Origin of the sequence: Haloferax elongans ATCC BAA-1513 (assembly GCF_000336755.1) — an archaeon.
In the GTDB taxonomy this organism is placed as follows: Archaea; Halobacteriota; Halobacteria; order Halobacteriales; family Haloferacaceae; genus Haloferax; species Haloferax elongans.
The window spans coordinates 380,208-402,934 of sequence record NZ_AOLK01000011.1; the positions used below are offsets into that span (position 1 = coordinate 380,208).

A 22,727-nucleotide genomic window follows, 5' to 3' on the forward strand; every position below is an offset into this window, starting at 1 on the left:
CTTCGACCCTGCAGTCGGTCGAGTCGAAGTGGTTCGTCCGAAGCGCCGCGACACGTCGGTCCGGTCCGCAGTGACGCGAGAGTAAGACGCCGCTATTCGGCGCAGCAGGCTTTCTCTTTGCCGCCGTCGGCTTTGGCCTGTGCTTTCTCCGGAGCGATATCGGTCAACTGGTAGAGGTTCTGGCGAGCATCGGCGAAGTAGACGTCTTCGTCGACGATGCCGATTCCCTCCAGCCGTTCGAGTGCGTAGCGAACAGTCCGAGCCGAGAGCATCGACTCTTCGACGATACCCTTCTGCGTCAGCGGACCGTTGTATTCGAGCACTTTGAAAACCAACTTCGCACTCGGTGGGAGGTCGTCGAGACTCTCCTCTTCTGTTCCATCCATCGTTACGAATCGAAACGCGCGACCAGCATAAATCTTCTTGGCTGAGAGTACCCGACAACGCTTTATCGACTGGCCCGAGGGGAGGAACGAACGCCTTTTGACGCCGGGTATCGCACGGGAACACATGGCCACGGAAACGCAGACCGGACTCCCGAGTCATCTTCGCGGAGTGACGGTCACGACCTTCGCCTGCCTCGCTGGCATCGCTGCTGCGGTGCTCTCCGGGGTTCTGGTGGGGACGAGCGTCGAGGCCGCGACCAATCAGTTGGCCGTGGGTATCCTCGGAGCGTTCGTTCTCGCACAGTTCCCGGTGCTCCGCGTCATCGGTGTCGACGTGAGCGACTTCGGCGTGAAAGACTACCTCTACGTCGTCTTCATGACGTTCGCGCTCTGGTTCATCTCGTTCGCCATCCTGCTGACGTCGGGTGTTCAGCTGTAATCATGGCAGACGATAGTATCGCCGTCGTCGACTTAGACCGGTGTTCTCCCGACCGCTGTAGCTACGAGTGTTCGAACTTCTGTCCGCCTAACCGGACGGGCAAGGAGTGTATCACGCTTCGCGGCGAGGACGCCGAACAGGGCGGTCCCGACCAGGTCCGCATCTCCGAGGAAATCTGTCTCGGTGAGACCTGTGGTATCTGCGTCGAGAAGTGTCCGTTCGACGCCATCGAGATTATCAATCTCCCGTCGGAACTCGACGAAGACCCGACCCACCGCTACGGCGAGAACGCCTTCTCGCTGTACGGTCTCCCGGTGCCCGAATCGGGTGCCGTGACGGGGATTCTCGGACCAAACGGTATCGGTAAGACCACCGCCGTTCGCGCTCTCGCGGGCGAGATGGTCCCGAACCTTGGAAACTACGACGACGAACCCACGTGGGAGTCGGTTCTGGACCGCTATCGCGGCACCGAACTCCAGAATTACATCGAGAGCGTCCGCGACGGTGACGTCTCCATCGCGCGGAAGCCCCAGTACGTCGACCAGATTCCCAAGCAGTTCGACGGGAAGGCAATCGACCTCCTCGATGCGACCGACGAACGCGGCGCGCTCGACTCGTACATCGAGCGCCTCGACATCGGTCCGGTCGTCGACAACCACATCGACACGCTCTCCGGCGGGGAACTCCAGCGAGTCGCCCTCGCGGCGACGCTCGCCCGTGACCGCGACTTCTACTTCCTCGACGAGATTACGCCGTACCTCGACATCGGCCAGCGTGTCACCGCGGCGCGTCTCATCCGCGAACTCGCCGAAGAGGAAGACCGGGCGGTCCTCGTGGTCGAACACGACCTCGCAATCTTGGACCTGCTCGCCGACACGCTCCACGTCGCGTACGGTGAACCCGGTGCGTACGGTGTCGTCACCGACCCCAAATCGGTCCGAAACGGCATCAACGAGTACCTCAAGGGCTACCTCTCCAACGAGAACATGCGCATCCGTCCGGATGCCATCACCTTCGAGGAACACGCGCCGCGCGAGACCTCGAAGGCCGCGCCCCTCATCGAGTACCCTGAGATTCGGAAGTCCTACGGCGAGGGAGAGTTCTCGCTCGACGTCGACGCCGGCACCATCTACAACGGCGAAGTGCTCGGCATCGTCGGTCCGAACGGTATCGGGAAGTCCACGCTCGCGAAGCTGTTTACGGGCGACCTGACGCCCGACGTGGGCGAACTCGACTTCGAACTCGACATCTCGTACAAGCCGCAGTACATCGAAATCGACCAGCACATGCGGGTCGACGCGTTCCTCTCGTCTATCACGGACCAGTTCGGCTCGTCGTACTGGAACACCGAGGTGGCGAACCCGCTGCAACTCAACCGCATCATGGAGCGAAACCTCACCGACCTCTCCGGCGGTGAGCGCCAGCGTGTCGCTATCGCGGCGTGTATCTCGCAGGACGCCGACCTCTATCTCCTGGACGAGCCCTCTGCCCACCTCGACGTGGAACAGCGCGTGCAGGCCACCTCGGCCATCCGCCGCTACGCCGAGAACCACGACGCGACGGTCATGGTCATCGACCACGACATCTACATGATGGACCTGCTCGCCGACCGCCTGATGGTCTTCGACGGCGAGCCGTCTGTCGAGGGGCACGCCTCCAAGCCGCAGGAGATGCGCGACGGCATGAACGACTTCCTGTCGGACCTCGACATCACGTTCCGCCGCGACGAGCGCACCTCCCGGCCGCGTATCAACAAACCCGACTCGCAACTCGACCGCGAGCAGAAGCGCGCCGGCGAGTACTACTACGCCGAGTAGTCCGAGTCGTCGTCCGCGTCACGGACGACCCAGCGTTTCCGTTTCTGCAAACTACGCCGCTTCGTCAGTTACACCCGTGTCACTGGCATGGCTTTGACGCGCACGCTCCAAGTTTCGGGCATGACTGACACCACTCCCGAGACACTACCGCTCACTGATGCAACCCGCCTCGGCCGCGTCGCGCTCCGTGTTGGCTCGCTCGACCGAGTCGTCCCGTTCTATCGCGACGTGGTCGGCCTCTCGGTCGAACGCTATGGGTCCCGTGCCGTCCTCTCGGCAGGAGGTACAGCTCTCGTCGTCCTCGACGAAGACCCGGACGCACCGCCCCGCGCTGGAGACCAGGCGGGGTTGTTCCACCTCGCGATTCGCGTGCCCGACCGCCCTGCACTCGGCGACGCCCTCGCCCGAATCCGCGACGGAGCCACGCTGACGGGCGCGTCGGACCACCTCGTCAGCGAAGCGCTGTACCTCCGCGACCCCGAGGGGAACGGCGTCGAGATATACCGCGACCGCCCCCGCGAGGAGTGGCCGCTGAAAGACGACGGGCGCGTCGCGATGGATACGCTCCCGCTGGACCTCGAAGCAGTCCTCGCAGATGCCCGCGGCGACGACGCCGCCCCCGGCGGAACCGACCTCGGACACGTCCATCTCGAAGTGACAGACGTGGACCGCGCCGTCGAGTTCTACACCGACGCGCTCGGGATGACCCTCCGCGACGACGGCTACCCCGGCGCTGCCTTCGTCGCAGCTGGTGAGTACCACCACCACGTCGGACTGAATCGCTGGAACGGTCGGAGTTCCCCCGCCGCAAACGCTCGCGGTATCGAGTGGTTCGAAGTCGTCGTCCCCGACGAAGAGACGCTAACCGCCGTCCGCGAGTCGCTTCAGCGACGCGGGCACTCGGTCGAAGAGACCGAGGAGGGCCTGACGGTGGCCGACCCCGACGGTATTGGCGTCCGGTTGCGAACGGGTCGATAGACACGTCGAAATCGGCGAACGAACCATTTTGTCACTCGCCCGCCAAGTGTGTCGTATGGCACCACCAGACGAGAGCGGTGCGTCCGGGGGACTCGCACTTTCGAGTCCCGCGTTCGACGACGGAAGCGAGATTCCGAGACGATACGGCTATACGAACGACAACGCGAGTCCGCCGTTGCGGATTTCGGGTGTTCCCGGCGAGGCCGAGTCGCTGGCGCTCGTGATGGACGACCCCGACGCGGTGAAACCGGCGGGGAAGGTGTGGGACCACTGGGTGGTCTGGAACGTCGACCCGGCGACCACCCGAATCGACGAAGGCGACCCGATTTCCGGTGCGGCCGAAGGGCAGAACAGCTACGGCGAGCGGGGCTACGGCGGCCCCAATCCGCCGGACCGAGAGCACACCTATCGATTCGTCTTGTACGCTCTCGACACCGAACTCGACCTCGAACCGGGGGCGACGAAAGCCGACCTCGAATCGGCTATCGAGGCTCACGTCCTCGACGAGGCGCGGCTGACCGGGACGTACGCGCCCTGACACGACGGCGCGTCGATGCCGACGCGCGAGCCTCCTGCTCGCGGCCGTTTACCCTTCGATAACCGCGCCCGTCTCCGTCTCTCGGACGTCCACGTCGTAGCCGAAGGCTCGAATCACGTCGAGGTTCGTCCGCACGTGCTCTGTGACGGCGGGGATTCGGACTGTCCCGCCCGCCAGCGCGACCCAGACGAGCAGTTGGTCGGCCATGTGCCGGTCCACGGGTGCGTCGCCGCGGTACCAGTCGAGAAACGCCTCGGTCGCCTGCGCGCCGACCGACTCGGCCGGGACGCCTCGCTCGCCGTAGGCGTCGAAGCCAGCGACGATATCTCCACACCGAGCCGCGAGAACCACGGCTGTGCCGGGTGAGTCGCTTTCGACGTACGATGCGGACGACTGCGGTGACAGGTCGATTCCGGCATCAGCGAGCGCAGTTCGGACGCCTTCGACCTGCCGCTCCGCCACTGCGGCGTCGGCGAGGTCGTCGCTGGCGACGGAGTAGACGTGGAGTTCCGCCAGCGGCGGTCGCGCCTCCAACGACAGCGGGGCTGGATTCGAGGGACGAATTCGCACCGAGAGTCGGCCACCACCGGCCGGGTAGAACCCGCGTCGGTGCACGTCGGCCTCGAAGTCGACTCCGAACGTCGCACAGAGCGGCCGCTTCACGTGGCGAAGGTACTCCGCCGGTGGCGACCACCGCACGTCGGTTCCGCCAGTCACGGTGAGCCGAAGTGGGTCGTCCAATGCGACTGCGACCGGAAGGAGAGTCTCACAGACGAGCGTGGTACTCCCGGCGGTTCCGACCGCGACACCGACAGGCTCGCTGCGGACCGTCTGTGGCGTGAACCGGAGTGTGGACGAACCTTCGTCGTGGCCCGAAACCTCGGCGTTCGCGACTGAGCCTGCGGCTTCGACGCACGCGACGTGCTGCGGGCGGAGCCCCGGATTCGGGCGGTTGCCCCGGATGCGTTCCATCTCGAACGCCTCGCCAGTCACGAGCGACAGCGAGAGTGCGGTTCGGAGGAGCTGTCCACCGCCCGCAGCGCCATCGAGTCGATACATTCAGCGGACGACCGTGACCGGGCAGGTCGCCCGTTCGACTAACTCCTTGGCGACGCTGCCGACGAGGCCCTCGTATCGCTCGTCGAGACCGCGGTGGCCCACGAAGATGCCGTCCGCAGTCGCGTCTTTCGCGTACTCTGGAATCGACTCGACGGGGTCGCCGTAGAGGAGTTCGGTCGTCGCTTCCACACCGGCGTCTCTGGCGCGCTCGGCCGCCGCTTCGAGCACTTCTTCGGCTCGGATTTCGGCGTCTTCGAGGCTCTCAGCGAAGATTCGGTCGCCCGCCCCGGGTGCTCCCGAGACCGGTTCCTCGCCGCCTTCGACGAGGACGTGAGGTTCCACCGAGTGAACGACCGTGACGCGAGCGCCTAACGGCTCGGCTATCGTGAGGGCGTGGTCGAGCGCGCGCTCGGAAGGCTCTGACCCATCTACTGCGACGATGAAGTTCATACCTGAATACAGGTGCCGAGACGAGAAAAAAGGGGAGGCGAAGGAATTAGTGAACGAGTCTGCTACACGAGCCGCAGAGATTCTCTTCTTTCACGTCGACTTCGCGGACCGTCGGCGAGAACGACATCACGCACTTGTTGTTGTCGCAGTGTTCGAGGCCCAGGGTGTGGCCAATCTCGTGGACGACTTCCTTGCGGACGCGGTCGGAGAACACTTCGTCGGCGGGTTTGGAGGTGATACCGCCGTCGGAGGAGGTCTGAAGCCGGTACGTCGAGATAACAGAGCCGTTGCCGTTGAGATACGCGAGGCCGAAGACGTAGTTTCGGCGGCGGTAGTAGAGGTCCTTCGCCGTGATGCCGATGTTCTTTTCGCCGCGCCCGACGCGACTCGCGAGTTCGATGAACTGCTCGGCCCGGTATTGATTTCGACTCCTATCGAACGCGCCCTCGGGGATGGGTTGATTCGAATTGACGGTCACGTCACAGTCGTAGACGGACCGAAGCCCAGCGGACGCCTCTCTTTTGACCCCGGCAGAGACGTCTCCGATGGGCACGATATCGACAAGCATGCGAGGGATTAAGCGGTGGCGCGCCATAAATATCCCGACGTGAGAGATTCACTGCGTGACACGATTGTCACCCGATTGTCGGAGTACGAGCGCGTCGTCGAGGTCGGCATCGGACGACAGTCTGCCGTCGCGTCCGGCCTCGCCGACAACGGGGTCGATGTCGTCGCTGTCGACGTCTACGACGTGCCCGTTCCCGAGGGTGTCGTGTTCGTTCGCGACGACGTGGTCGCCCGCGCCGACGCTACCGCCCGCGGCGACGACGCTTCCCTCGGCCCCTACAACGGTGTCGAGGCCGTCTACGCGTTGAATCTTCCAGTCGAACTCCACCGCCCGACGGCCCGAGTCGCCCGCCGTGCCGGGGCCGACTTCCTCTTTACGACGCTCGGCTACGACGAACCTTCGATTCCGGTTCGCCGGGAGTCGCTCGCAGAAGACACGCTCTTCGTCGCGACCGACGAACCCGGTTCTCGCCGTGGGTGACTGCTGTCTTCGCCGTCACCAAGGGTAAGGCACTTGCTCTCTCGTCTCACCGTTCCAGTATGAACGCGGACGCTGTCGTTCTCGACATCGACGGAGTGCTCGTCGACGTTGCCGATTCGTACCGACGCGCCATCGTCGAGGCGGTCGACCGATTGTACGGAGACACCATCTCGCGAGAAGAGGTCCAGTTGTTCAAGGACGCAGGCGGGTTCAACAACGACTGGGAACTGACCTACGCTGCGGCGCTCTACGTTCTCGCCGCCCGCGAAGTCGACCTTCCCCTCTCGGAGTTCACCGCCCAGATTGCCGAACGCGGCGGCGGTCTCGACGCCGCCGAAGCGGTGGCCGAGGACGTGCTCGACGACCCCCAACCCGTCTTCGACGAGTGGGACCCGACCGCCCTCCGAGAGACGTTTCAGGCACTCTACCTCGGCTCCGACCTCTACCGTGACCTCGAAGGTGGCGACCCGCCGTTCGAGGCGTCCGGCTATATCCACGACGAACCCGTGCTGCTCGAACAGGCGACGCTCGACGCACTCTCGGTTCGCGAACTCGGTGTCGTCACCGGTCGTCCCTCGGCCGAGGCCGACATCGCGCTGGACCGCGTCACCCTCGAACTCGACGACGACCACCGATTCACGATGGACGACTGGGAAGAAGGCAAGCCGCACCCCGCGGCCCTCGTCACTGTCGCTGAACGACTCGGTGCGCAGTCGGTCGTCTTCGTCGGCGACACCCTCGACGACGTGAAGACCGCCCTGAACGCCGACGCGGCGGACTCCGAACGCGTATACTACGGCGTCGGCGTCCTCTCGGGAGGCCTGTCCGGCGACGAAGGCCGACAGAAGTTCTCCGAAATCGGGGCTGCGGCCGTCGTCGAAGACGTCAACGAAGTCCCCGACCTCCTCGAGTAGCCGACCATGGGAAACTTCCGCGCCTTCGTGGTCACGCTCCTCGCGCTCGACGCGGTCGTCTTCGTCGTCGGGTCGGTCGTCGCCCCGCCGGACCCGTTTACGCAATTGCTGCTCGTCGGTCCTGCGCTCCTCCTCGCGCCGGCCATCGCGTGGTGGCTGGTTTACCGCGACGGGTTCGCCCGTCTGCAAGGCGTCGTCGACCCGGACGAGGAGTGAGCTGCGACCGCTCGTCACCCGGCGCGTCTCAATTCGTGGCAGCACCCTCCGACGTGTAACCATTTAGGTCGCCGCGGTTCTCACGTGGTGGTATGCGAATCGCACTCCTCGGTGGGACCGGCGATATCGGCGAAGGACTCGCCCTACGCTGGGCCTTCCACACCGACCACGAGGTCATCATCGGGTCTCGCGACCCCGAGAAAGCCCGCGCGAAGGCCGACGAGTACGAGACGGAACTCTCCAGTCGCGGCCGCGACGTGAAGGTAAACGGCTTCACCAACGAGATGGCCGCCGACCGAGCCTCGGTCGTCGTCCTCGCGGTGCCGCCGTACCACGTCTCTGACACCGTCGAAGCCGTCTCTGACTCGCTGTCCGAAGGTGACGTGCTCGTCACGCCCGCGGCGGGAATCAAACGCGACGACGACGGCTTCCACTACCACCCGCCGAAAGCGGGTAGTGTGACCGCGCTCGTCGCCGACGCGGCACCCGACGACATCCCGGTCGTCGGCGCGTTCCACAACCTCTCGGCCGGTCGCCTCGCCGACCTCGACGCCGACCTCGGCATCGACACGCTCCTCGTCGCCGACGACCCCGACGCGAAGGAGACGGTCCGACTCCTCGCAGACGGTATCGACGGACTCCGCCCCCTCGACGCCGGTGGCCTCGCCAATGCCAGCGAAATCGAGGCGCTGACGCCGCTTCTCATCAACGTCGCACAGAACAACGAGGGGATGCACGACCTCGGAATCGAATTCAAGTAACGAGCGGCACTCAGAACCGCTTTTTCAACTCTTCTCGAAGGTCGTCGAGCGACGCGTCGTGCATCGCCAATACGACTAGCAGGTGATAGACGAGGTCGGCGCTCTCGTAGAGCAGTTCCTCGCGGTCGTCGTCCTTGGCCGCGAGAATGGTTTCTGTCACCTCTTCGCCCAGCTTTTCGAGCACGTAGTTTTTGCCCTTCTCGTGGGTGAACAGCGTCGTCGTGTAGGAGTCCTCGGGCAACTCGGCCTTCCGCGACTCGATAGTCGCGACGAGTTCGTCGAGAACCTCGTCTGTCGGAGTGTCCGCGTCCATGGTCCGAAACAGGCGTGGGCGGAAAAAGACTCTCTGGTTCCGGCGGAGACGGTGTGTGGTCGGCGCTGATACTTACGCTTCGACTTCGAGTTCGTCGAAGAACGCGAGGTCGTGAATGCGACTGTCGGCGGTCAGTTCGGGGTGGAATGACGTTCCAACCACGGGACCGTCGCGGACTGCCACGGGGTTGCCGTCCCACTCGGCGAGCACTTCCACGTCGTCACCGACCTCGTCGATGAGGGGCGCGCGGATGAAGACCGCGGGGAACGGAGAGTCGAGGCCCGCCACGTCGAGGGGGGCTTCGAAGCTGTCGACCTGTCGGCCGAAGGCGTTGCGGTCGACGGTCACGTCGAGGAGGTCGAGTGGCTGGACGCGGTCGTCTTTCGCGTCGCGCGAGGAGACGATGAGGCCCGCACAGGTTGCGAGGACGGGCTTTCCGGCCGCGACGTGGTCGATAATCTCTTCGTCGATGCCTTCGCGGTCGAGGAGACGCGAGATGGTTGTCGACTCGCCACCCGGCAGCAACAGCACGTCGCAGTCGGGGACGAGGCCCGCGCTTCGAATCTCGACGATGTCTGCCTCGACGCCGTGGGCGTCCGCTGCCCGTTCGATAGCGTCGGCGTGCTCGGAGACGTCACCCTGGACGGCGACGACACCGGCGCGTAGCGTACTCATGGTCGAAACTGCGGAACGGGAGGACAAAAAGCGTCCGTTCGTCGGCGCTTCGCGTTAGAACGCGAGTGCGTTCAGCACCAGGATGCCGATGCCGAACAGCACGCCCGATGCGACGATTGTCTTCGGGTCGACTCGAATCGCGTTGCGGTCCTCGGCGTCGAAATAGCGGACGAGACCCGCACTCGACATCAGGCCGCCAGAGTTCTGGCCCTTGCTCATGCTCTGTCGTCTGTTCGTCCACCGCCTAAACGTTTCGGCTCGCGGGCGCGACAGACCCAGCGAATCTGGCTCTCGGGCGTCCCTCGAAGCGGAACGTGCAACCCCATGAGTAATCCTTATGCGCGGGGGCAAGCAAACTCCGCCGGGATACGATGACTGTTCGACTCTTGGACTTTTACGCAGATTGGTGCGGCCCATGTAAGACGCAGGACCCGATTCTCGACGACCTCGAGGCCGATTACGAAGAGGTCTCCTTCGAGAAGGTTGACGTCGACGAGAAGCAAGACGTCGCGAACCAATATCAGGTACGCTCGCTGCCGACGCTCATCATCGAAAACGACGATGGTATCGTCGACCGATTCGTGGGCGTGACCCAGCGCGAAGATATCGAAGACGCGCTCAAGCAGGCTGGCGCGTAGGCCCGCACGTCGCCCGCGACTTCTCAGCAGTACTCACGACACCGCCAGTCCCGACTCCGTCGCTGGCGGGGCGTCTCGCAAGCGTTATACGACCGGCGTGGGGAATCGTAACCATGGCTAGTGACGCTGCGACGGAACGGACGCTCGAAAAGCAGATTTGCATGCGATGTAACGCACGCAATCCCAAGCGCGCCAAGAAGTGCCGCAAGTGCGGCTACAAGCACCTTCGACCCAAGTCGAAGGAACGCCGCGCTGCGTAAGCGCCCCCGTTCTTCCTACGATTCTCGACGGTACAGCGTGACCAACACGCCGATAAGCGCCAGCTGGATGATTTTGTCGACGACGCCACCGATGCCGAAGATATCGGGCCAGTTCAGGACGACGTAGAACACGACCTGTCCGGCGACGAAGGGTATTCCGAGCAGGATTGCTCGCGAGCGCAGTTGCTCGTCACCGCGGAGGACCGCGACGATACCACCCGCGAACCCAGCAGCGGCAGCGATAAACGCCAACCCAAGCGGGTCAGCGAGGTTCGACGCGAGTGCGCCAGCACCGAGCGCGAGGTGAATCAGTCCCGTGACGGCCGCGAGGGCGACGCCGATGTAGTGCAGGCGCGTCACCTCGCCGCCGTCTGACGTTGTGGTCGCCATCTCAGGCCTCCGGGTATTTCGGCTGCCGGCGTTCAGCCCGTTCGAGGGCGCGTTCGATGACGTCGCGAACGGTGTCGCCACCGGTTCTACTCTCGAAGACGTCGCCGTGGCCAGCGTACATCGTCTCGACCGTCTCCGGGAGTCGGTCGAGAAGTGTCTGGAGACTCTCGATGAGGCGCTCCCGAGAACTCCCCGGTCGGTCGGTCTTGCCGAAGCTGCCGTCTTCGAACGCGGTGTCGTTGTACACGACCACGTCGCCCGAGAAGAGCCGTTGCTCACTCACGAGCGAGACGTGGTCGTCGGTGTGGCCGGGCGTGTAGACGACCTCGAACGCCTCGTCGCCTATCTGTACTGTCTCGCCGTCCGGCAGTTCGTGGGTTCGAAGCGGGTGGTCGGCATAGGCGTACACCTCGGGGTCGAATCGCTCGACGACGGCGTCGAGTTCGCCGACGTGGTCGTGGTCTTGATGCGTGACCACGACGGCGTCGAGGTGGTCTGTGTGCTCGGCGACGACGTCTTCGACTCCCGACATCGACCCGGCGTCGACGAGGACGGTTCGGTCGCCCACGACGAGGAAGGCGTTACACGTGAAAACCTCGGCGTCGGCGGTGACTGGAATGACGCGCATACGTCACGTACGGCCCGGAGCGAAAAAAATCGGTAGGCACGTCGCGTCTCTTCGGCCACAGTTCCCGGGATTCGTTCGGCAAACCATTTTTCACAGTCGGTCCCTTATGACTAGATGTATGGGATTCGGGAGCTACGACGAGTCTGAGCAGAGCGACCAGAACGTCGATTTTGACGAAGAAGATGGCGTAGAGACGAGTGAAAGCAACCACGAGGGGGAAGTCGACTTCGAGATTGGCGCATCGAACGACGAGCTGCTCGACAAACTCAAAGATATCAAAGAGGAGTGAAGTCAGGGACGCGCGTACTGGGGGTCGCTGAATCGTACGTCGGAAGCACTGACGACACAGCCACCGAACCGCCGCCCGCCAGCACCGCGCCTGACGAAAACGACGAATCAACCGAGAGACCAGACAACACTGATTCTTTCGAGGCGACGACTGCCGAGAGTCACATCCCGGCTTCCGCCCCGACGAGTGTGCTCTGTGGCGCAGTCGTTCGCGCCGACCGCGTCGTCGACGGCCTCGCCTTCGAGACGTGTACTGTCGGCGGCGACGACGCCACCGACGCCATCGCCTCGCTGTGGTCGTCACTCGGCCGCGAAGACGCGCGCTACGTACTCGTCTCCGGTATCGCCCCTGCGTGGTTCAACCTCGTCGACAGTCCCCGACTCGCTTCCGACCTCGACCGCCCGGTCATCTCTGTCTCGTTCGAAGCGAGCGACGGCCTCGAACCGGCGCTCAGAGAGCACTTTTCGGGTGCAGCCCTCGATGCTCGTCTGGAGACCTACCGCGACGCCCCGCCCCGAACCCCCGTCGAGGTGAACGACGAACGACTGTTCGTGCGGGCTGCTGGCTGTGACACCGCCGAGGCAGAGCGCGTCGTCCGAGCGTTCACGCCGACTGGCGGGCGACCAGAGCCGATTCGCGTGGCGCGGATGGCCGCGCGTGCGGCACGGCAGTTCGTTGGAGATTAAGCGCCCCCCGCCGTCGGGTGACGTATGGAACATATGGAGGGCCTCTGCGTGACCGACTGCGAGCGCTGCCCGGACCTCGTCGAGTCGCGGAGTCGAATCGTCAACGGGGTCGGCCCCGACGACGCCGACTTGCTCTTTCTCGGCGAAGCGCCGGGAGCGAAAGAAGACGAGGGCGGCGAACCCTTCGTCGGCCGGTCGGGAACCGTCCTCGACGACGCGCTCCGAGAGGCTGGCCTCGCGCGCGCAGACGTTCGTATCACCAACTGCGTCCGCTGTCGCCCGCCGGAGAACCGCGACCCTCGAAGCGAGGAGCTGTCGAACTGCCGGGGCTACCTCGCCCGCGAGTTCGAACTCGTAGACCCGGAACTCGTCGTCACGCTCGGAAAGGTGCCCTCGCAGCACTTGCTCGACCGGGGTGTCGCAATCACGAAGGAAGCGGGCTCGGTCGCCGACGCTCGCCTCGGCGACCAGTCGTACCGCGTGCTTCTCTCTGTTCACCCCGCTGCGACTCTCTACGACCGCGGCCAGCGCGAGGGATTCTTCGAGACGATTTCGCGGGCCGCCGAACTCTCCGGTCTCGCCGACTCGTCGAGCGGGCAGTCGAGTCTCGGTGACTTTTGAGTAGGCTCGGCGGTTTCTGAGAGGGGTCGGAACCACCATTCTACGCCGACAGCTCTTCTGTCCCGTCTTCCGACTGCTGTGTTCGCTTCTCGGCTCGGGCGTGTTCGTGCAGGTGTGCCCGCACGTCGAGTCCCGACTTCACGAGCACCATCACGACCAGCGCCGCCACGGGCGCACCGGAGGCCGCGACGAGATACGCGCCGAACAAGACAGTCAGATGCAGGATGAGGACTCGGTGGAACGGCTCCGACATCTGAGTTTTGGGCGCGACCGACCGGTACTCTTCGTCGCCGACGAAGTTGACGGCGAACGACCCGACGTGACTGACGAGCGTCGCGGCGGCGGCCAGACCGACAGGAACCAGCGGCACCCCGCCGATGTCGCCGACGAACGACTCGAAGTCCCAGACGAAGAGTCCGTGGACCGCCCAGAAGAGACCGTAGTGCAGGACGAAAAAGCCCGCCGCGGGGATGTTCGTCGGATAGAGGTGGACTCTGTCGCGTGGATTTTGCGGCGGTGCGAGGTTGAGTCGGTACCCACCGACCGTCACCGAAAAATGGTCTTCGTCGTCTGACCCACAGGCGGCCAGAATCTTCGGGACGTTCACCACCCCGACCACGGCACTTTCCAGCCAGTAGGCGACGAGAAGCGCCTTCAGACTCCAGTCGAACCAGACGACGCCAGCGAGGGGGAGGCCGTTCGCGGCGACGAGCGCGGCGAGGGCGAGCGGGGACGAAGGGGCCGAGGACCAACGCATGCGCTCGCACCGACGCGATAATTGTGGAAAAGTTGTCTCTTTTCAGACGGTCACGGTCGGTATTGACCGCCGTGTCTCGTCACTTCTTGTTGCCCGTGCCGAGCCACTTTCCGGTGTCTGCGAGGTCGAGGAGGGCATCGACGATACCCTTGGACTCTGTCTCACCCGGTCGGAGTCGCGCGCGGAGGCGAGACGACGTGAGTTCGACCGACAGGACGATGACGATAATCATCGCGATACCGGCCGCGGCCTGGTCGTACGCGAGGAGGCTGAGCCGTCCTTTCACGTACTGTCCGATGCCGCCAGCACCGACGACACCGAGCGAGACGGCGATTCGGACGTTGATTTCGAGGATGTACAGTGTCCACGCGACGAACGACGAAGACACCTGACTCAGCATCCCGAAGACGACCGTCTGAGAGGACGCCGCACCGGTCGAGGAAATCGCCTCGATGGGGCCGTCGGACACCTCTTCGAGTTCGTCGGTGAACAGGCGACCGAGATTCCCGATGGTGTCGGTCCCGATAGCCAGCATCGCCCCGACGGGGGTGATGCCGACGAGTGGGATGTAGATGAGAACCCACACGAGTGCTGGCACGGCGCGGATGACGGACATCGTCCCGCGGAAGAGGAAGTTGAACGGGAACGGCGTCACGCGCTCGGAGCCGAGCACACCGAAGATGAGGGCGAGTGGGAACCCGATAACCGTCCCAGTGAACCCGATGACGATGGTTGCGACAGCGCCACCGATGATACTCAGTCCTTGGTCACGGTTGAGGACGGCGTCGAGGAGCGACCCGGGAGCGAGGAGGCTCTCGAAGAGGGCGGAAAAGCCGTGGAGGTCGTTTTGGATGGCAAACAGCGTGAAGTAATGGAAGTCCGGCGAGAGGAATTCGGCGACGTTGTTCAGGAACTGCGGGAGTTGGCGGTAGATTTGGGCGACGGTAAACCCGAGGTACGTCATCCCGATTCCCGTCAACGCCAAGAGCGCGATGATGCCCACGAAGATGAGCACGCGGCGGATGAACTGCGCGCGCTCGATGGTCGACAGTGCGTCTTGGATGTGTCGCGGTGCCGACGCACTCTCGCCAGCGCCGTCGGCGCGGAGTTCGTCGTCGGTCATCCCATCGCCTCCACCATACCAGTCTCACCTTCTTCGTAGTAGATGTCGTCGACGACGTCCATCGTCAGGTCTTCGCGTCGGCCGTCGAAGACGACTTTTCCGTCTCGCAGGCCGATGTAGCGCTCACCGAACTCGCGGGCGAGATTGACCTGATGGAGACTCGCGATGGTCGTCAAGTTCCGCTCGTGGGCGGCCGTTTTCATGTAGCCCATGACCTCTTCTGCGGCCTTCGGGTCGAGACTCGCGACCGGTTCGTCGGCGAGAAGCAGGTTTGGTTTCTGGACGAGCGCGCGAGCAATTCCGACGCGCTGTTTCTGGCCGCCGGACATCGACCCGGCGCGCTGCCGCGCTTCGTCAAGCAGTCCGACCGTGTCGAGTGCTTCGAGCGCGGCTAGCTTGTCTTCTTCACTGTACTGCGACGCGAGGCTTTCGGCGAACGAGACACGCGAGAGAGCGCCAGTGAGAGCATTTCGATAGGCGCTCATCGTCTCGACGAGGTAGTGCATCTGAAAGACCATCCCCACATCCGACCGTTGACCGGTGACAGCCCGGTCGTTGATGTGGACTGTCCCTTCTGTCGGTTGACTGAGGCCGTTCAGGATTCGAAGGAGTGTCGACTTCCCGGCCCCGGAGGGTCCTAAGAGGATGACGAACTCCCCTTCGGGAATCTCGAAGGAGATGTTCTCTAAGGCGACCGTGTCGCCGAACCGCTTCGTGACGTTCTGTACCGAAACTGCAGGCATTGGTTTGTTGTCTGAAAGAAAGCAATTGGTTGTTACGTCCTGTGCCACGTCGAAAGAGCGTTCAACCTTGGTTCAGAAGGTCGGTAGAGAGATTGAGTTCGTCGGCGACTTTGATGACAGGCTTGTAGGTTTCGAGGTCGGCCGCGCGGACGCCGTCGAACCAGAGGTCGTCGTCTGTGTCCTGCTCGCCGTCTGCGCCGTAGTATATCTCGTCTGGGGCGCCCTGAAGCGTCTCGACGATGTTGTTTGTCTCCTCCTCGGAGAGGTTCGGGTTGACCACCATCGGCGCGCGGGGGATGCCATCGTACGTCTCGACGTACTCGTAGCCGTCTGCGATTTCGCCGTCGTCGCCACGGGTGATGAACTGCCCGACACCGGCGGCGGCCACTTGGTCGTTTTCGAGGGCGGCGAACGCTTCGGCGTGTCCCGACCAGACACCGGTGAAGTCTGCGCCGGAGTCACTGACCGGCGCTTCACCGATAGTGAGTCCTGCCTGCTTCAGCATGTACAGCGGGTACAGCGACCCGGAGGCCGAGGTCATGTCTGCGAAGCCGACCTTCTCGCCTTCGAGGTCGGTCAGCGACTCGATGTCGGAGTCCTTCTTCGTCACGATGACGCTCGTGTAGTCCCACGAACCGTAGGCGTGGCGCTGAAGAGCGATTTTCGCTTTGTCAGCCTTCACACCGAGCGCGGCGGCGAAGGGGCCGGTCTCTGCGATGTCGGCCGTCCCCGAGCCAAGGCCCTGAAGGACTGCGGAGTAGTCGGCAGCGTACTTCAGCGAGACCGACGTCCCGGTCTCCTCTTCGAGATAGCCCGCGTACGGCTTGTACTGCGACCGCATGTAGTCTTGCGGCTCAGACGGTGACATCATGAAGTTGATTTCACCGTTTCCGTACGATTGTTCACCGAAGTTCCCAATACACCCACTGAGTCCCGCCATGCCGAGTACCCCTGCCGCACCGGCTGTCTTGAGGAAATTACGTCGGGAAGACATGTGATTCGTACGGAAGCTATTGTAGATTGAGGTTAAAAGTTCCTATTTTTTCTCTATATTTGTCGGTAGTTATTCGGTCATCTCGTGAATCTCGTGAGTAACCATAGAACGCGTGCCAAGTTGTCTCAATCCGCGACGGTCGCCGGGACGGAAACTCACTTGCCTCCGGTCACCGAGGGTACACACATGAGCACGACACAGGCCTCCGAAGAGACCCTCGCCGACGTGGTGATGGTCGACTACGGGCTTGGAAATCTCCGGAGCGCCCGCCGCGGTCTGGAACGCGCGGGTGCGAACGTCATCATCTCCGACGACCCAGCCGACTTCGACGACGCCGACGGTATCGTTCTCCCCGGCGTCGGCGCGTTCTCCGAGGGGATGGAGAACGCCGGGCCGTTCCGCGAACCACTCGCCGAAGCCGCCGAGTCGGGAACGCCCGTCTTCGGCATCTGTCTCGGGATGCAGATGCTTCTTACCACCTCGGAAGAAGCGGACCACGCTGGCGAGGGTGAGGTCGAAGGGCTCGACTTCATTCCCGGTCGCAACGTCCGGTTCGCCGAGGGACAGAAGGTTCCGCACATGGGATGGAACGAACTGCACGTCGAGCGCGACCACCCCATTGTCGACGGCGTCGAGGGCGAATACGCCTACTTCGTCCACTCCTACTACGCCGACCCCGACGACGACAACGCCATCGTCGCCACGACCGACTACGGCGTCGAGTTCCCCGCAGTCGTCGCCAACGAGGAAGGAACCGTCTTCGGGACTCAGTTCCACCCCGAGAAGTCCGGCGAGACCGGCCTGACTATCCTGCGGAACTTCGTCGAGTTCTGCGCCGAGCAGTAGGCCGAATTCACCGCCCCCGACGCGCTTTTGTCATCCGTGAGTCAAGGAGTGCCCATGCAGGCAGTCACGCTCGGCCCGGCGGGCACCTACTCTCATCGCGCTGCCCGCGCGGTCGCCGACGACGTCGCGTTCCGCGAATCGGTCACGTCTATCGTCAACGCCGTCGCCGATGGCGCGTTCGAACGCGGTGTCGTCCCCATCGAGAACAGTATCGAAGGCAGCGTCTCCGAGAGCCTCGACGCCGTGGCGAACTCCGACGTGAGCGTCGTCCAGGAAATCGTCACGCCGATTCGACACGCCCTTCTCGCCCAGTCCGAGGAGTTCGACACCGTCGCCAGCCACTCCCAAGCGCTCGCACAGTGTCGTTCCTACCTCGAAGCGAACTACCCCGACGTGGCGCTCGAAGCAGTCGCCAGCACCGCTCGCGGTGTCGAACGCGCTCGCGCCGACACGTCGGTGGCGGGTATCGGACACCCGGACAATGCTGGCGACGACCTGAAGATAATCGCCGAGGACATCCAAGACCGCTCGTCGAATGCGACGCGTTTCCTCGTCGTCGCTCCCGAGTCCGCCCGCTCCGATGCCGGTGGAAAGACGTCGCTCGTGGTCTACCCGAACGCGAACTACCCCGGACTGCTCCTCGAACTGCTCGAAGCGTTCGCCGAGCGCGACATCAACCTCTCGCGTATCGAGTCGCGTCCCAGCGGTAACCGCCTCGGCGATTACCTCTTCCACATCGACGCCGACGCCGGTCTCTACGAAGAACGGATGCAAGCCGCCCTCGACGAAGTCGAAGGCATCGCCCGAAACGGCTGGGTTCGCGTGCTCGGCTCGTACGACACGCGCCACGTCCTCTACTGAGACTGCCGCCTCTCGGGTGGCCACCTACCCGATTTTCTTGCTGCCAACGTGTGGGAATAGCCACATCTCTCTTAATCGTGCATGCCCTACGTTGGCACGCATGCAGCGAAATCCATTCGACGATATCGAGGAGTTGTTCGAACGAATGAGCCGGTCGTTCGAAGAGACTGGTCTCGCACGAATGCAGGATATCTCCCTCGACGTCGTCGAAGCCGACGGCGACATCGAGGTGGTTGCGGACCTCCCCGGGTACGAGAAGGACAGCATCGACGTGACCGTCCGCGGTCGGCAACTGACAATCTCCGCCGAGCGTGAGGAATCGACCGACGTGGACGACGAACGCTACGTCCGGCGCGAGCGACGACACCGCTCTGTCTCTCGGTCAGTCACGCTCCCAGCGGAGATTAAGCGCGACGAGGTGTCGGCGTCGTACCACAATGGCGTCCTCACTGTGACGCTCCCGAAGTTAGAGGCCGAACCAGACGATTCCCACCGCATCGACATCGAGTGACGCAAGTGGTCCGAACGAGGCGGCTGCAGAACACGTGAACCGCTCCGAAAGACCAGCATCTCTTTTGAGCTTATTCTCGATATTTTGGACGTAGAAGCCGTGGTGCGTGCGAATTGATAGACTAGGTCTGGTAACGGTTATCTCCTCAGACGACGTTCGTACCCCTCGGTGAATTACCAATGATGCGACGTACCAATCCCTTCGACGACTTCGAAGAACTGTTCGAGCGAATGTCCCGCCAGTTTGACGAGATGGGTCGCCAGTTCGACCGCTCGGGCATGATGTCGTCTGTCCGCACACACGACATGGCCGTGGACATCACCGACACTGAGACCGAGATTATCGTCACGGTCGACCTGCCGGGCTACGAGAAGTCCGACATCTCGCTGTCGATTGCGAACCGCACTCTCTCTATCGACGCGGAACGCGAACTGCACGACGAACACGAGTCGGGCGAGTACCTCCGTCGCGAACGCCGCCACGAGTCCGCCCGCCGCACCATCCGCCTTCCCGAGATGGTCGACGAGGAAAACACCTCAGCGTCGTACCACAACGGCGTCCTCACTGTGACGCTGCCCAAACTGGACGCCCAGCCCGACGACTCTCGCCACATCGACATCGAGTAACGGCGAGCTAGCGTCGTCGAAGCGGTGACTCCCAGTCGTTGTTTGTGCCCTGAACGAACTGCGAGTCGCACAGCCTTTTTTGGATGCTGCTTCCGTGCTGACCAGACTGCGACACCGCTGACCAGCCACTGCCTTCGACACCTGCGTGACAATATCTGGCAATACCTGCCGCAATCAGACAGACCCACAAGTCGAGTATAGGAGTTATTTTAGGCCGGGGTGCCACTACCACGGATATGGACTACGACCCGCAGGAACTCGAAGCGCGTTGGCGGGAGCGCTGGTCCGAGACCGGCCGATACGAGGCCGACCCGGACGCAGACGCCGACGACGCGACGTTCGTCACAGTTCCGTATCCGTATCCGAGCGGTGGGATGCACATCGGGCACGCCCGAACCTACACTGTCCCCGACGTGTACGCTCGCTACCGACGCCAGCAGGGCGACAACGTTCTGTTCCCCATCGCGTGGCACGTCACCGGAACACCCATCATCGGCGCTGTCGAGCGCTTGCAGAAGGGTGAAGAGAAGCAACTGTCGGTTCTGAAAGACACCTACAACGTCTCCGAAGACACGCTCCCCGAACTGGAGACGCCGATGGGGTGGGCACGCTACTTCATCGAGGAACACTACAAGAACGGAATGCAGTCGCTCGGTCTCTCTATCGACTGGCGACGTGAGTTCACGACGAACGACGAGCGCTACTCGAAATTCATCGAATGGCAGTACCGGACGCTCCGCGAGCGTGGCCGACTGGAGAAAGGACTCCACCCCGTCAAGTTCTGTACGAACGAAGAACAGCCAGTCACGACCCACGACCTGCTGGAAGGCGAGGAAGCGGAGTTCCAAGAGTACACGTTGGTTCGCTTCGGCTGGGAACGCGACGGCGAGTCCGTCGTCGTCCCGATGGCGACGCTGCGCCCCGAGACGGTCCACGGCGTGACGAACGCCTACATCGACCCTGAAGCGACCTACGTGGTCGCCGAAGTCGACGGCGAGACGTGGTTCGTCTCCGAGTACGCGTCCGCGAAACTGGAGTACCAGGCCCACGACGTGGAGATTCTGGACACCATCGAGGGTGCCGAACTGGTCGGAAAGACCGTCGAGAACCCTGTTACCGGTGACGACGTGCTCGTCCTCCCGGCCTCGTTCGTCGACGCCGACAACGCGACGGGTGTCGTCATGTCGGTCCCGGCCCACAGCCCTGACGACTACGTGGCGCTGCAGGAGGCGAAAGCCGACACCGACTACCTCGAATCGTTCGGTATCGACCCCGAGGATGTCGCCGCCATCGAGCCGATTCCGATTCTCGACATCGACTCCGAGGACGACGACTACGGCGAGATTCCCGCCCAGTCAATCGTCGAGAACCGCGGTATCGAGTCGTCGGACGACCCCGCGCTCGAAAAGGCGACGAAGGACCTCTACAACAAGGAGTTCCACGCTGGCCACCTCAAGGAGTTCTACGGCGAGTACGCTGGCGAACTCGTCGAGAAAGCCCGCGACGACTTCAAGGCCGACGGCGTCGAGTCCGGTCAGTTCGACGTGATGCAGGAGTTCTCCGAGGAAGTCGTCTGTCGCTGTGGCGGTGACGTCGTCGTCGCAGAACAGGACACGTGGTTCCTCTCGTACGACGACGAGGACTGGAAGCAAACCGCTCACGACGTGGCCGACGGTCTCGACGCCATCCCGGACAACACCCGCGACGAGTACCACCACACCATCGACTGGCTGAACGGATGGCCGTGTATCCGAAACTACGGCCTCGGCACTCGCCTGCCGTGGGACGACCAGTTCGTCATCGAGCCGCTTTCGGACTCGACCATCTACATGGCCTACTACACCATCGCCCACCGCCTGCAGGAGGTTCCGACCGAGGAACTCACGCAGGACTTCTTCGACACGCTGTTCTACGGTCCCGAGGCCGTAGACGACGCGCCGGAGAAGGCGCTCGAACTGCGCGAGGAGTGGGACTACTGGTACCCGGTCGATTACCGGTTCTCCGCGAACGACCTCATCACGAACCACCTGACGTTCTACCAGTTCCACCACGGCGAACTGTTCGACCAGGCGCAGTGGCCGCAGGGAATCGTCATCATGGGCATGGGCCTGCTCGAAGGCGAGAAGATGTCCTCCTCGAAGGGCCACGTCGTCCTCCCCGGCGAGGCCATCGAGAAGTACGGTGCCGACACCGTCCGGTTCTTCCTGCTCAACTCCGCCGAACCGTGGCAGGACTACGACTGGCGCGACGACCTCGTCGGCTCTGTCGCGAATCAGCTCGAACGCTTCTGGAACCGCGCACAGGAAATTATCGCCGACCCCGGCCCGGACGAACAGCCCGAACTGGAGACGGTGGACCGCTGGCTGCTGTCGAAGCTCAACGACACCGTCCGCGACGTGACCGACGCGATGGACGAAGCCGAGACGCGCTCTGCCAGCCAAGCCGCGTTCTACAACTTCGAAGAAGACCTGCGCTGGTACCGCCGCCGGACCGACCTCGACCGCGACGCCGCGAAGTGGACGCTCCGACAGGTCCTCGAAACGCGTCTGCGCCTGCTCGCCCCGTTCGTCCCGTTCATGACGAACGAACTCCACGAGCAGTTGACCGGCACGCCGGCCGAAGACGCACCGTGGCCGGAACCGGACACCGAGTTCGACGACGAGGCGGTCGAACTCGAAGAACGACAGGTCGAGCGCCTAACCGAGGACGTTCGCGACATCATCGACGTGACCGACTCGGACCCCGAGACGATTCGCGTCTACGTCGCCGCCGACTGGAAGCGAACCGTCTTCGAGACGGTTGTGGACCAAGGCGACAACGTGGGTGCTATCATGGGGCAGGTCATGCAGAACCCTGACCTCCGTGAGAAGGGTAACGCGGTCAACGACCTCGTGCAGGACCTCGTGAGCCAGACTCGCGGGCGGGACGAAGATACCCTGCGCGCGCAACTCGACCTCGACGAGGTCGAACTCTACGAACGCGCTGCGGACTTCCTCTCCCGGGAGTTCGACGCCGACGTCGAGGTGTTCGCCGAGGACGCCGACGACATCGTCGACCCCGCGGACCGCGCATCGAAGGCGATTCCGTTCCGTCCCGCCGTCCACCTCGAATAGGCGGCTGACGCTCTCTACTTTTATCGACGTTCTCGAACGTGTGACGT

At 63.4% G+C, this 22,727-nt stretch carries 30 protein-coding genes and 1 pseudogene; 18 read left to right on the plus strand and 13 right to left on the minus strand.

Translation table 11 applies throughout. The features are described 5' to 3' along the window. Window positions 1-92: 92 nt before the first annotated feature. Window positions 93-386, minus strand: coding sequence for a MarR family transcriptional regulator (locus C453_RS04255; RefSeq protein ID WP_008322942.1), 294 nt, complete (start codon window positions 384-386; stop codon window positions 93-95). 124 nt (window positions 387-510) lie between these two features. Here C453_RS04255 and C453_RS04260 point away from each other — a divergent pair, with 124 nt between their 5' ends. From C453_RS04260 to C453_RS04275, 4 genes are all read left to right on the plus strand, one after another. Next, a complete protein-coding gene (locus C453_RS04260; protein WP_008322943.1) occupies window positions 511-825 on the plus strand; it encodes an EMC6-like membrane protein in 315 nt (104 codons plus the stop codon). 2 nt (window positions 826-827) lie between these two features. Then, window positions 828-2,642, plus strand: coding sequence for a ribosome biogenesis/translation initiation ATPase RLI (locus tag C453_RS04265; protein ID WP_008322944.1), 1,815 nt, complete (start codon window positions 828-830; stop codon window positions 2,640-2,642). 120 nt (window positions 2,643-2,762) lie between these two features. Continuing rightward, window positions 2,763-3,620: a VOC family protein gene (locus C453_RS04270; RefSeq protein ID WP_049907497.1), complete on the plus strand. Its 858-nt coding sequence runs from the start codon at window positions 2,763-2,765 to the stop codon at window positions 3,618-3,620. A 55-nt stretch (window positions 3,621-3,675) separates the two neighbouring features. After that, window positions 3,676-4,158, plus strand: coding sequence for a YbhB/YbcL family Raf kinase inhibitor-like protein (locus tag C453_RS04275; protein ID WP_008322946.1), 483 nt, complete (start codon window positions 3,676-3,678; stop codon window positions 4,156-4,158). A gap of 48 nt (window positions 4,159-4,206) precedes the next feature. Here C453_RS04275 and rtcA read toward each other — a convergent pair whose 3' ends face one another. Genes rtcA through C453_RS04290 form a run of 3 tightly spaced genes read right to left on the minus strand, consistent with a single transcriptional unit; the run spans window position 4,207 to window position 6,235 of the window. Then, window positions 4,207-5,217, minus strand: a complete 1,011-nt coding sequence (gene rtcA / locus C453_RS04280) for an RNA 3'-terminal phosphate cyclase (RefSeq protein WP_008322947.1) — start codon at window positions 5,215-5,217, stop codon at window positions 4,207-4,209. After that, complete coding sequence (locus C453_RS04285; protein WP_008322948.1) at window positions 5,218-5,667, minus strand: universal stress protein; 450 nt, start codon at window positions 5,665-5,667, stop codon at window positions 5,218-5,220. Window positions 5,668-5,713: 46 nt separating this feature from the next. Further along, window positions 5,714-6,235, minus strand: coding sequence for an archaemetzincin family Zn-dependent metalloprotease (locus tag C453_RS04290; protein WP_007544628.1), 522 nt, complete (start codon window positions 6,233-6,235; stop codon window positions 5,714-5,716). Window positions 6,236-6,274: 39 nt separating this feature from the next. Between C453_RS04290 and C453_RS04295 the strand changes: the two genes are divergently transcribed. The 4 genes from C453_RS04295 to npdG all read left to right on the plus strand — a co-directional run bounded on the left by C453_RS04295 (window position 6,275) and on the right by npdG (window position 8,606). Next, window positions 6,275-6,715 carry a UPF0146 family protein gene (locus C453_RS04295; protein WP_049907528.1) on the plus strand — a complete coding sequence of 147 codons (441 nt, stop codon included), beginning with the start codon at window positions 6,275-6,277 and terminating at the stop codon, window positions 6,713-6,715. A 59-nt stretch (window positions 6,716-6,774) separates the two neighbouring features. Further along, window positions 6,775-7,629, plus strand: coding sequence for a TIGR01548 family HAD-type hydrolase (locus C453_RS04300; protein WP_008322950.1), 855 nt, complete (start codon window positions 6,775-6,777; stop codon window positions 7,627-7,629). Window positions 7,630-7,635: 6 nt separating this feature from the next. Then, window positions 7,636-7,845, plus strand: coding sequence for a DUF7534 family protein (locus C453_RS04305; protein WP_008322951.1), 210 nt, complete (start codon window positions 7,636-7,638; stop codon window positions 7,843-7,845). A 92-nt stretch (window positions 7,846-7,937) separates the two neighbouring features. After that, window positions 7,938-8,606: an NADPH-dependent F420 reductase gene (gene npdG, locus C453_RS04310; protein WP_008322952.1), complete on the plus strand. Its 669-nt coding sequence runs from the start codon at window positions 7,938-7,940 to the stop codon at window positions 8,604-8,606. Window positions 8,607-8,616: 10 nt separating this feature from the next. Here npdG and hisE read toward each other — a convergent pair whose 3' ends face one another. From hisE to C453_RS04325, 3 genes are all read right to left on the minus strand, one after another. Beyond that, window positions 8,617-8,919, minus strand: coding sequence for a phosphoribosyl-ATP diphosphatase (gene hisE / locus C453_RS04315; RefSeq protein WP_008322953.1), 303 nt, complete (start codon window positions 8,917-8,919; stop codon window positions 8,617-8,619). A 72-nt stretch (window positions 8,920-8,991) separates the two neighbouring features. After that, window positions 8,992-9,594 (minus strand): pyridoxal 5'-phosphate synthase glutaminase subunit PdxT, encoded by a 603-nt coding sequence (gene pdxT / locus C453_RS04320; RefSeq protein WP_008322954.1) that lies wholly within the window; start codon window positions 9,592-9,594, stop codon window positions 8,992-8,994. A 54-nt stretch (window positions 9,595-9,648) separates the two neighbouring features. After that, on the minus strand, window positions 9,649-9,813 hold the full coding sequence (locus tag C453_RS04325) for a preprotein translocase subunit Sec61beta (RefSeq protein WP_007544641.1): 165 nt from the start codon (window positions 9,811-9,813) through the stop codon (window positions 9,649-9,651). 146 nt (window positions 9,814-9,959) lie between these two features. Here C453_RS04325 and trxA point away from each other — a divergent pair. Both trxA and C453_RS19480 read left to right on the plus strand, forming a co-directional pair. Then, window positions 9,960-10,232: pseudogene (gene trxA, locus C453_RS04330) on the plus strand (thioredoxin); the annotation flags it as partial. 113 nt (window positions 10,233-10,345) lie between these two features. Next, window positions 10,346-10,492 carry a 50S ribosomal protein L40e gene (locus tag C453_RS19480; RefSeq protein WP_007544643.1) on the plus strand — a complete coding sequence of 49 codons (147 nt, stop codon included), beginning with the start codon at window positions 10,346-10,348 and terminating at the stop codon, window positions 10,490-10,492. A gap of 15 nt (window positions 10,493-10,507) precedes the next feature. On the opposite strand, the gene C453_RS04335 is transcribed toward C453_RS19480, so the two are convergent. Together C453_RS04335 and C453_RS04340 are read right to left on the minus strand one after the other, a co-directional pair. Further along, window positions 10,508-10,882, minus strand: coding sequence for a hypothetical protein (locus C453_RS04335; RefSeq protein ID WP_008322956.1), 375 nt, complete (start codon window positions 10,880-10,882; stop codon window positions 10,508-10,510). Between the two features lies 1 nt (window position 10,883). Continuing rightward, entirely contained in the window at window positions 10,884-11,510 is a 627-nt protein-coding gene (locus tag C453_RS04340; protein ID WP_008322957.1) for an MBL fold metallo-hydrolase, read from the minus strand. Between the two features lie 118 nt (window positions 11,511-11,628). Here C453_RS04340 and C453_RS04345 point away from each other — a divergent pair, with 118 nt between their 5' ends. The 3 genes from C453_RS04345 to C453_RS04355 are packed head-to-tail and all read left to right on the plus strand — an operon-like array spanning window position 11,629 to window position 13,106. After that, a complete protein-coding gene (locus C453_RS04345; protein WP_007544647.1) occupies window positions 11,629-11,799 on the plus strand; it encodes a DUF5786 family protein in 171 nt (56 codons plus the stop codon). Next, window positions 11,796-12,485, plus strand: coding sequence for an endonuclease dU (locus C453_RS04350; protein ID WP_008322958.1), 690 nt, complete (start codon window positions 11,796-11,798; stop codon window positions 12,483-12,485). Before C453_RS04345 ends, C453_RS04350 begins: the two co-directional genes overlap by 4 nt. Window positions 12,486-12,509: 24 nt before the next feature. Then, entirely contained in the window at window positions 12,510-13,106 is a 597-nt protein-coding gene (locus C453_RS04355; protein WP_008322959.1) for a uracil-DNA glycosylase, read from the plus strand. A gap of 40 nt (window positions 13,107-13,146) precedes the next feature. Here the strand turns inward: C453_RS04355 and C453_RS04360 are convergent, their stop codons facing one another. The 4 genes from C453_RS04360 to phnD all read right to left on the minus strand — a co-directional run bounded on the left by C453_RS04360 (window position 13,147) and on the right by phnD (window position 16,723). Next, complete coding sequence (locus tag C453_RS04360; protein ID WP_008322960.1) at window positions 13,147-13,863, minus strand: DUF6498-containing protein; 717 nt, start codon at window positions 13,861-13,863, stop codon at window positions 13,147-13,149. A 79-nt stretch (window positions 13,864-13,942) separates the two neighbouring features. After that, the gene (locus C453_RS04365) at window positions 13,943-14,986 is read right to left on the minus strand and encodes a PhnE/PtxC family ABC transporter permease (RefSeq protein WP_008322961.1); all 1,044 of its coding nucleotides are present in this window, start codon (window positions 14,984-14,986) and stop codon (window positions 13,943-13,945) included. Then, the gene (locus C453_RS04370; protein ID WP_008322962.1) at window positions 14,983-15,729 is read right to left on the minus strand and encodes a phosphonate ABC transporter ATP-binding protein; all 747 of its coding nucleotides are present in this window, start codon (window positions 15,727-15,729) and stop codon (window positions 14,983-14,985) included. Before C453_RS04370 ends, C453_RS04365 begins: the two co-directional genes overlap by 4 nt. Window positions 15,730-15,790: 61 nt before the next feature. Further along, on the minus strand, window positions 15,791-16,723 hold the full coding sequence (gene phnD, locus C453_RS04375) for a phosphate/phosphite/phosphonate ABC transporter substrate-binding protein (RefSeq protein WP_049907498.1): 933 nt from the start codon (window positions 16,721-16,723) through the stop codon (window positions 15,791-15,793). Window positions 16,724-16,909: 186 nt separating this feature from the next. Between phnD and hisH the strand changes: the two genes are divergently transcribed. From hisH to leuS, 5 genes are all read left to right on the plus strand, one after another. After that, window positions 16,910-17,569 carry an imidazole glycerol phosphate synthase subunit HisH gene (gene hisH / locus C453_RS04380; protein WP_007544668.1) on the plus strand — a complete coding sequence of 220 codons (660 nt, stop codon included), beginning with the start codon at window positions 16,910-16,912 and terminating at the stop codon, window positions 17,567-17,569. Window positions 17,570-17,623: 54 nt separating this feature from the next. Next, complete coding sequence (gene pheA / locus C453_RS04385; RefSeq protein ID WP_008322964.1) at window positions 17,624-18,430, plus strand: prephenate dehydratase; 807 nt, start codon at window positions 17,624-17,626, stop codon at window positions 18,428-18,430. A gap of 100 nt (window positions 18,431-18,530) precedes the next feature. Continuing rightward, a complete protein-coding gene (hsp14, locus tag C453_RS04390) occupies window positions 18,531-18,941 on the plus strand; it encodes an archaeal heat shock protein Hsp14 (protein WP_008322965.1) in 411 nt (136 codons plus the stop codon). Between the two features lie 179 nt (window positions 18,942-19,120). Continuing rightward, window positions 19,121-19,567, plus strand: coding sequence for an Hsp20/alpha crystallin family protein (locus C453_RS04395; RefSeq protein ID WP_008322966.1), 447 nt, complete (start codon window positions 19,121-19,123; stop codon window positions 19,565-19,567). Between the two features lie 236 nt (window positions 19,568-19,803). After that, a complete protein-coding gene (leuS, locus tag C453_RS04400; protein WP_008322967.1) occupies window positions 19,804-22,680 on the plus strand; it encodes a leucine--tRNA ligase in 2,877 nt (958 codons plus the stop codon). Window positions 22,681-22,727: the final 47 nt, after the last annotated feature.

What these genes read in the sequence shown, in the direction of transcription:
- phnD (WP_049907498.1), bottom strand. Translation starts at nt 16,723, where the DNA reads ATGTCTTCCCGACGTAATTTCCTCAAGACAGCCGGTGCGGCAGGGGTA.
- C453_RS04265 (WP_008322944.1), top strand. Translation starts at nt 828, where the DNA reads ATGGCAGACGATAGTATCGCCGTCGTCGACTTAGACCGGTGTTCTCCC.
- C453_RS04285 (WP_008322948.1), bottom strand. Translation starts at nt 5,667, where the DNA reads ATGAACTTCATCGTCGCAGTAGATGGGTCAGAGCCTTCCGAGCGCGCG.
- C453_RS04260 (WP_008322943.1), top strand. Translation starts at nt 511, where the DNA reads ATGGCCACGGAAACGCAGACCGGACTCCCGAGTCATCTTCGCGGAGTG.
- pheA (WP_008322964.1), top strand. Translation starts at nt 17,624, where the DNA reads ATGCAGGCAGTCACGCTCGGCCCGGCGGGCACCTACTCTCATCGCGCT.
- C453_RS04365 (WP_008322961.1), bottom strand. Translation starts at nt 14,986, where the DNA reads ATGACCGACGACGAACTCCGCGCCGACGGCGCTGGCGAGAGTGCGTCG.
- C453_RS04340 (WP_008322957.1), bottom strand. Translation starts at nt 11,510, where the DNA reads ATGCGCGTCATTCCAGTCACCGCCGACGCCGAGGTTTTCACGTGTAAC.
- C453_RS04335 (WP_008322956.1), bottom strand. Translation starts at nt 10,882, where the DNA reads ATGGCGACCACAACGTCAGACGGCGGCGAGGTGACGCGCCTGCACTAC.
- hisE (WP_008322953.1), bottom strand. Translation starts at nt 8,919, where the DNA reads ATGGACGCGGACACTCCGACAGACGAGGTTCTCGACGAACTCGTCGCG.
- C453_RS04370 (WP_008322962.1), bottom strand. Translation starts at nt 15,729, where the DNA reads ATGCCTGCAGTTTCGGTACAGAACGTCACGAAGCGGTTCGGCGACACG.
- hisH (WP_007544668.1), top strand. Translation starts at nt 16,910, where the DNA reads ATGAGCACGACACAGGCCTCCGAAGAGACCCTCGCCGACGTGGTGATG.
- C453_RS04345 (WP_007544647.1), top strand. Translation starts at nt 11,629, where the DNA reads ATGGGATTCGGGAGCTACGACGAGTCTGAGCAGAGCGACCAGAACGTC.
- hsp14 (WP_008322965.1), top strand. Translation starts at nt 18,531, where the DNA reads ATGCAGCGAAATCCATTCGACGATATCGAGGAGTTGTTCGAACGAATG.
- C453_RS04355 (WP_008322959.1), top strand. Translation starts at nt 12,510, where the DNA reads ATGGAACATATGGAGGGCCTCTGCGTGACCGACTGCGAGCGCTGCCCG.
- C453_RS04255 (WP_008322942.1), bottom strand. Translation starts at nt 386, where the DNA reads ATGGATGGAACAGAAGAGGAGAGTCTCGACGACCTCCCACCGAGTGCG.
- C453_RS04305 (WP_008322951.1), top strand. Translation starts at nt 7,636, where the DNA reads ATGGGAAACTTCCGCGCCTTCGTGGTCACGCTCCTCGCGCTCGACGCG.
- C453_RS04395 (WP_008322966.1), top strand. Translation starts at nt 19,121, where the DNA reads ATGATGCGACGTACCAATCCCTTCGACGACTTCGAAGAACTGTTCGAG.
- C453_RS04290 (WP_007544628.1), bottom strand. Translation starts at nt 6,235, where the DNA reads ATGCTTGTCGATATCGTGCCCATCGGAGACGTCTCTGCCGGGGTCAAA.
- pdxT (WP_008322954.1), bottom strand. Translation starts at nt 9,594, where the DNA reads ATGAGTACGCTACGCGCCGGTGTCGTCGCCGTCCAGGGTGACGTCTCC.
- C453_RS04275 (WP_008322946.1), top strand. Translation starts at nt 3,676, where the DNA reads ATGGCACCACCAGACGAGAGCGGTGCGTCCGGGGGACTCGCACTTTCG.
- rtcA (WP_008322947.1), bottom strand. Translation starts at nt 5,217, where the DNA reads ATGTATCGACTCGATGGCGCTGCGGGCGGTGGACAGCTCCTCCGAACC.
- C453_RS04360 (WP_008322960.1), bottom strand. Translation starts at nt 13,863, where the DNA reads ATGCGTTGGTCCTCGGCCCCTTCGTCCCCGCTCGCCCTCGCCGCGCTC.
- C453_RS04300 (WP_008322950.1), top strand. Translation starts at nt 6,775, where the DNA reads ATGAACGCGGACGCTGTCGTTCTCGACATCGACGGAGTGCTCGTCGAC.
- C453_RS19480 (WP_007544643.1), top strand. Translation starts at nt 10,346, where the DNA reads ATGGCTAGTGACGCTGCGACGGAACGGACGCTCGAAAAGCAGATTTGC.
- C453_RS04325 (WP_007544641.1), bottom strand. Translation starts at nt 9,813, where the DNA reads ATGAGCAAGGGCCAGAACTCTGGCGGCCTGATGTCGAGTGCGGGTCTC.
- npdG (WP_008322952.1), top strand. Translation starts at nt 7,938, where the DNA reads ATGCGAATCGCACTCCTCGGTGGGACCGGCGATATCGGCGAAGGACTC.
- leuS (WP_008322967.1), top strand. Translation starts at nt 19,804, where the DNA reads ATGGACTACGACCCGCAGGAACTCGAAGCGCGTTGGCGGGAGCGCTGG.
- C453_RS04270 (WP_049907497.1), top strand. Translation starts at nt 2,763, where the DNA reads ATGACTGACACCACTCCCGAGACACTACCGCTCACTGATGCAACCCGC.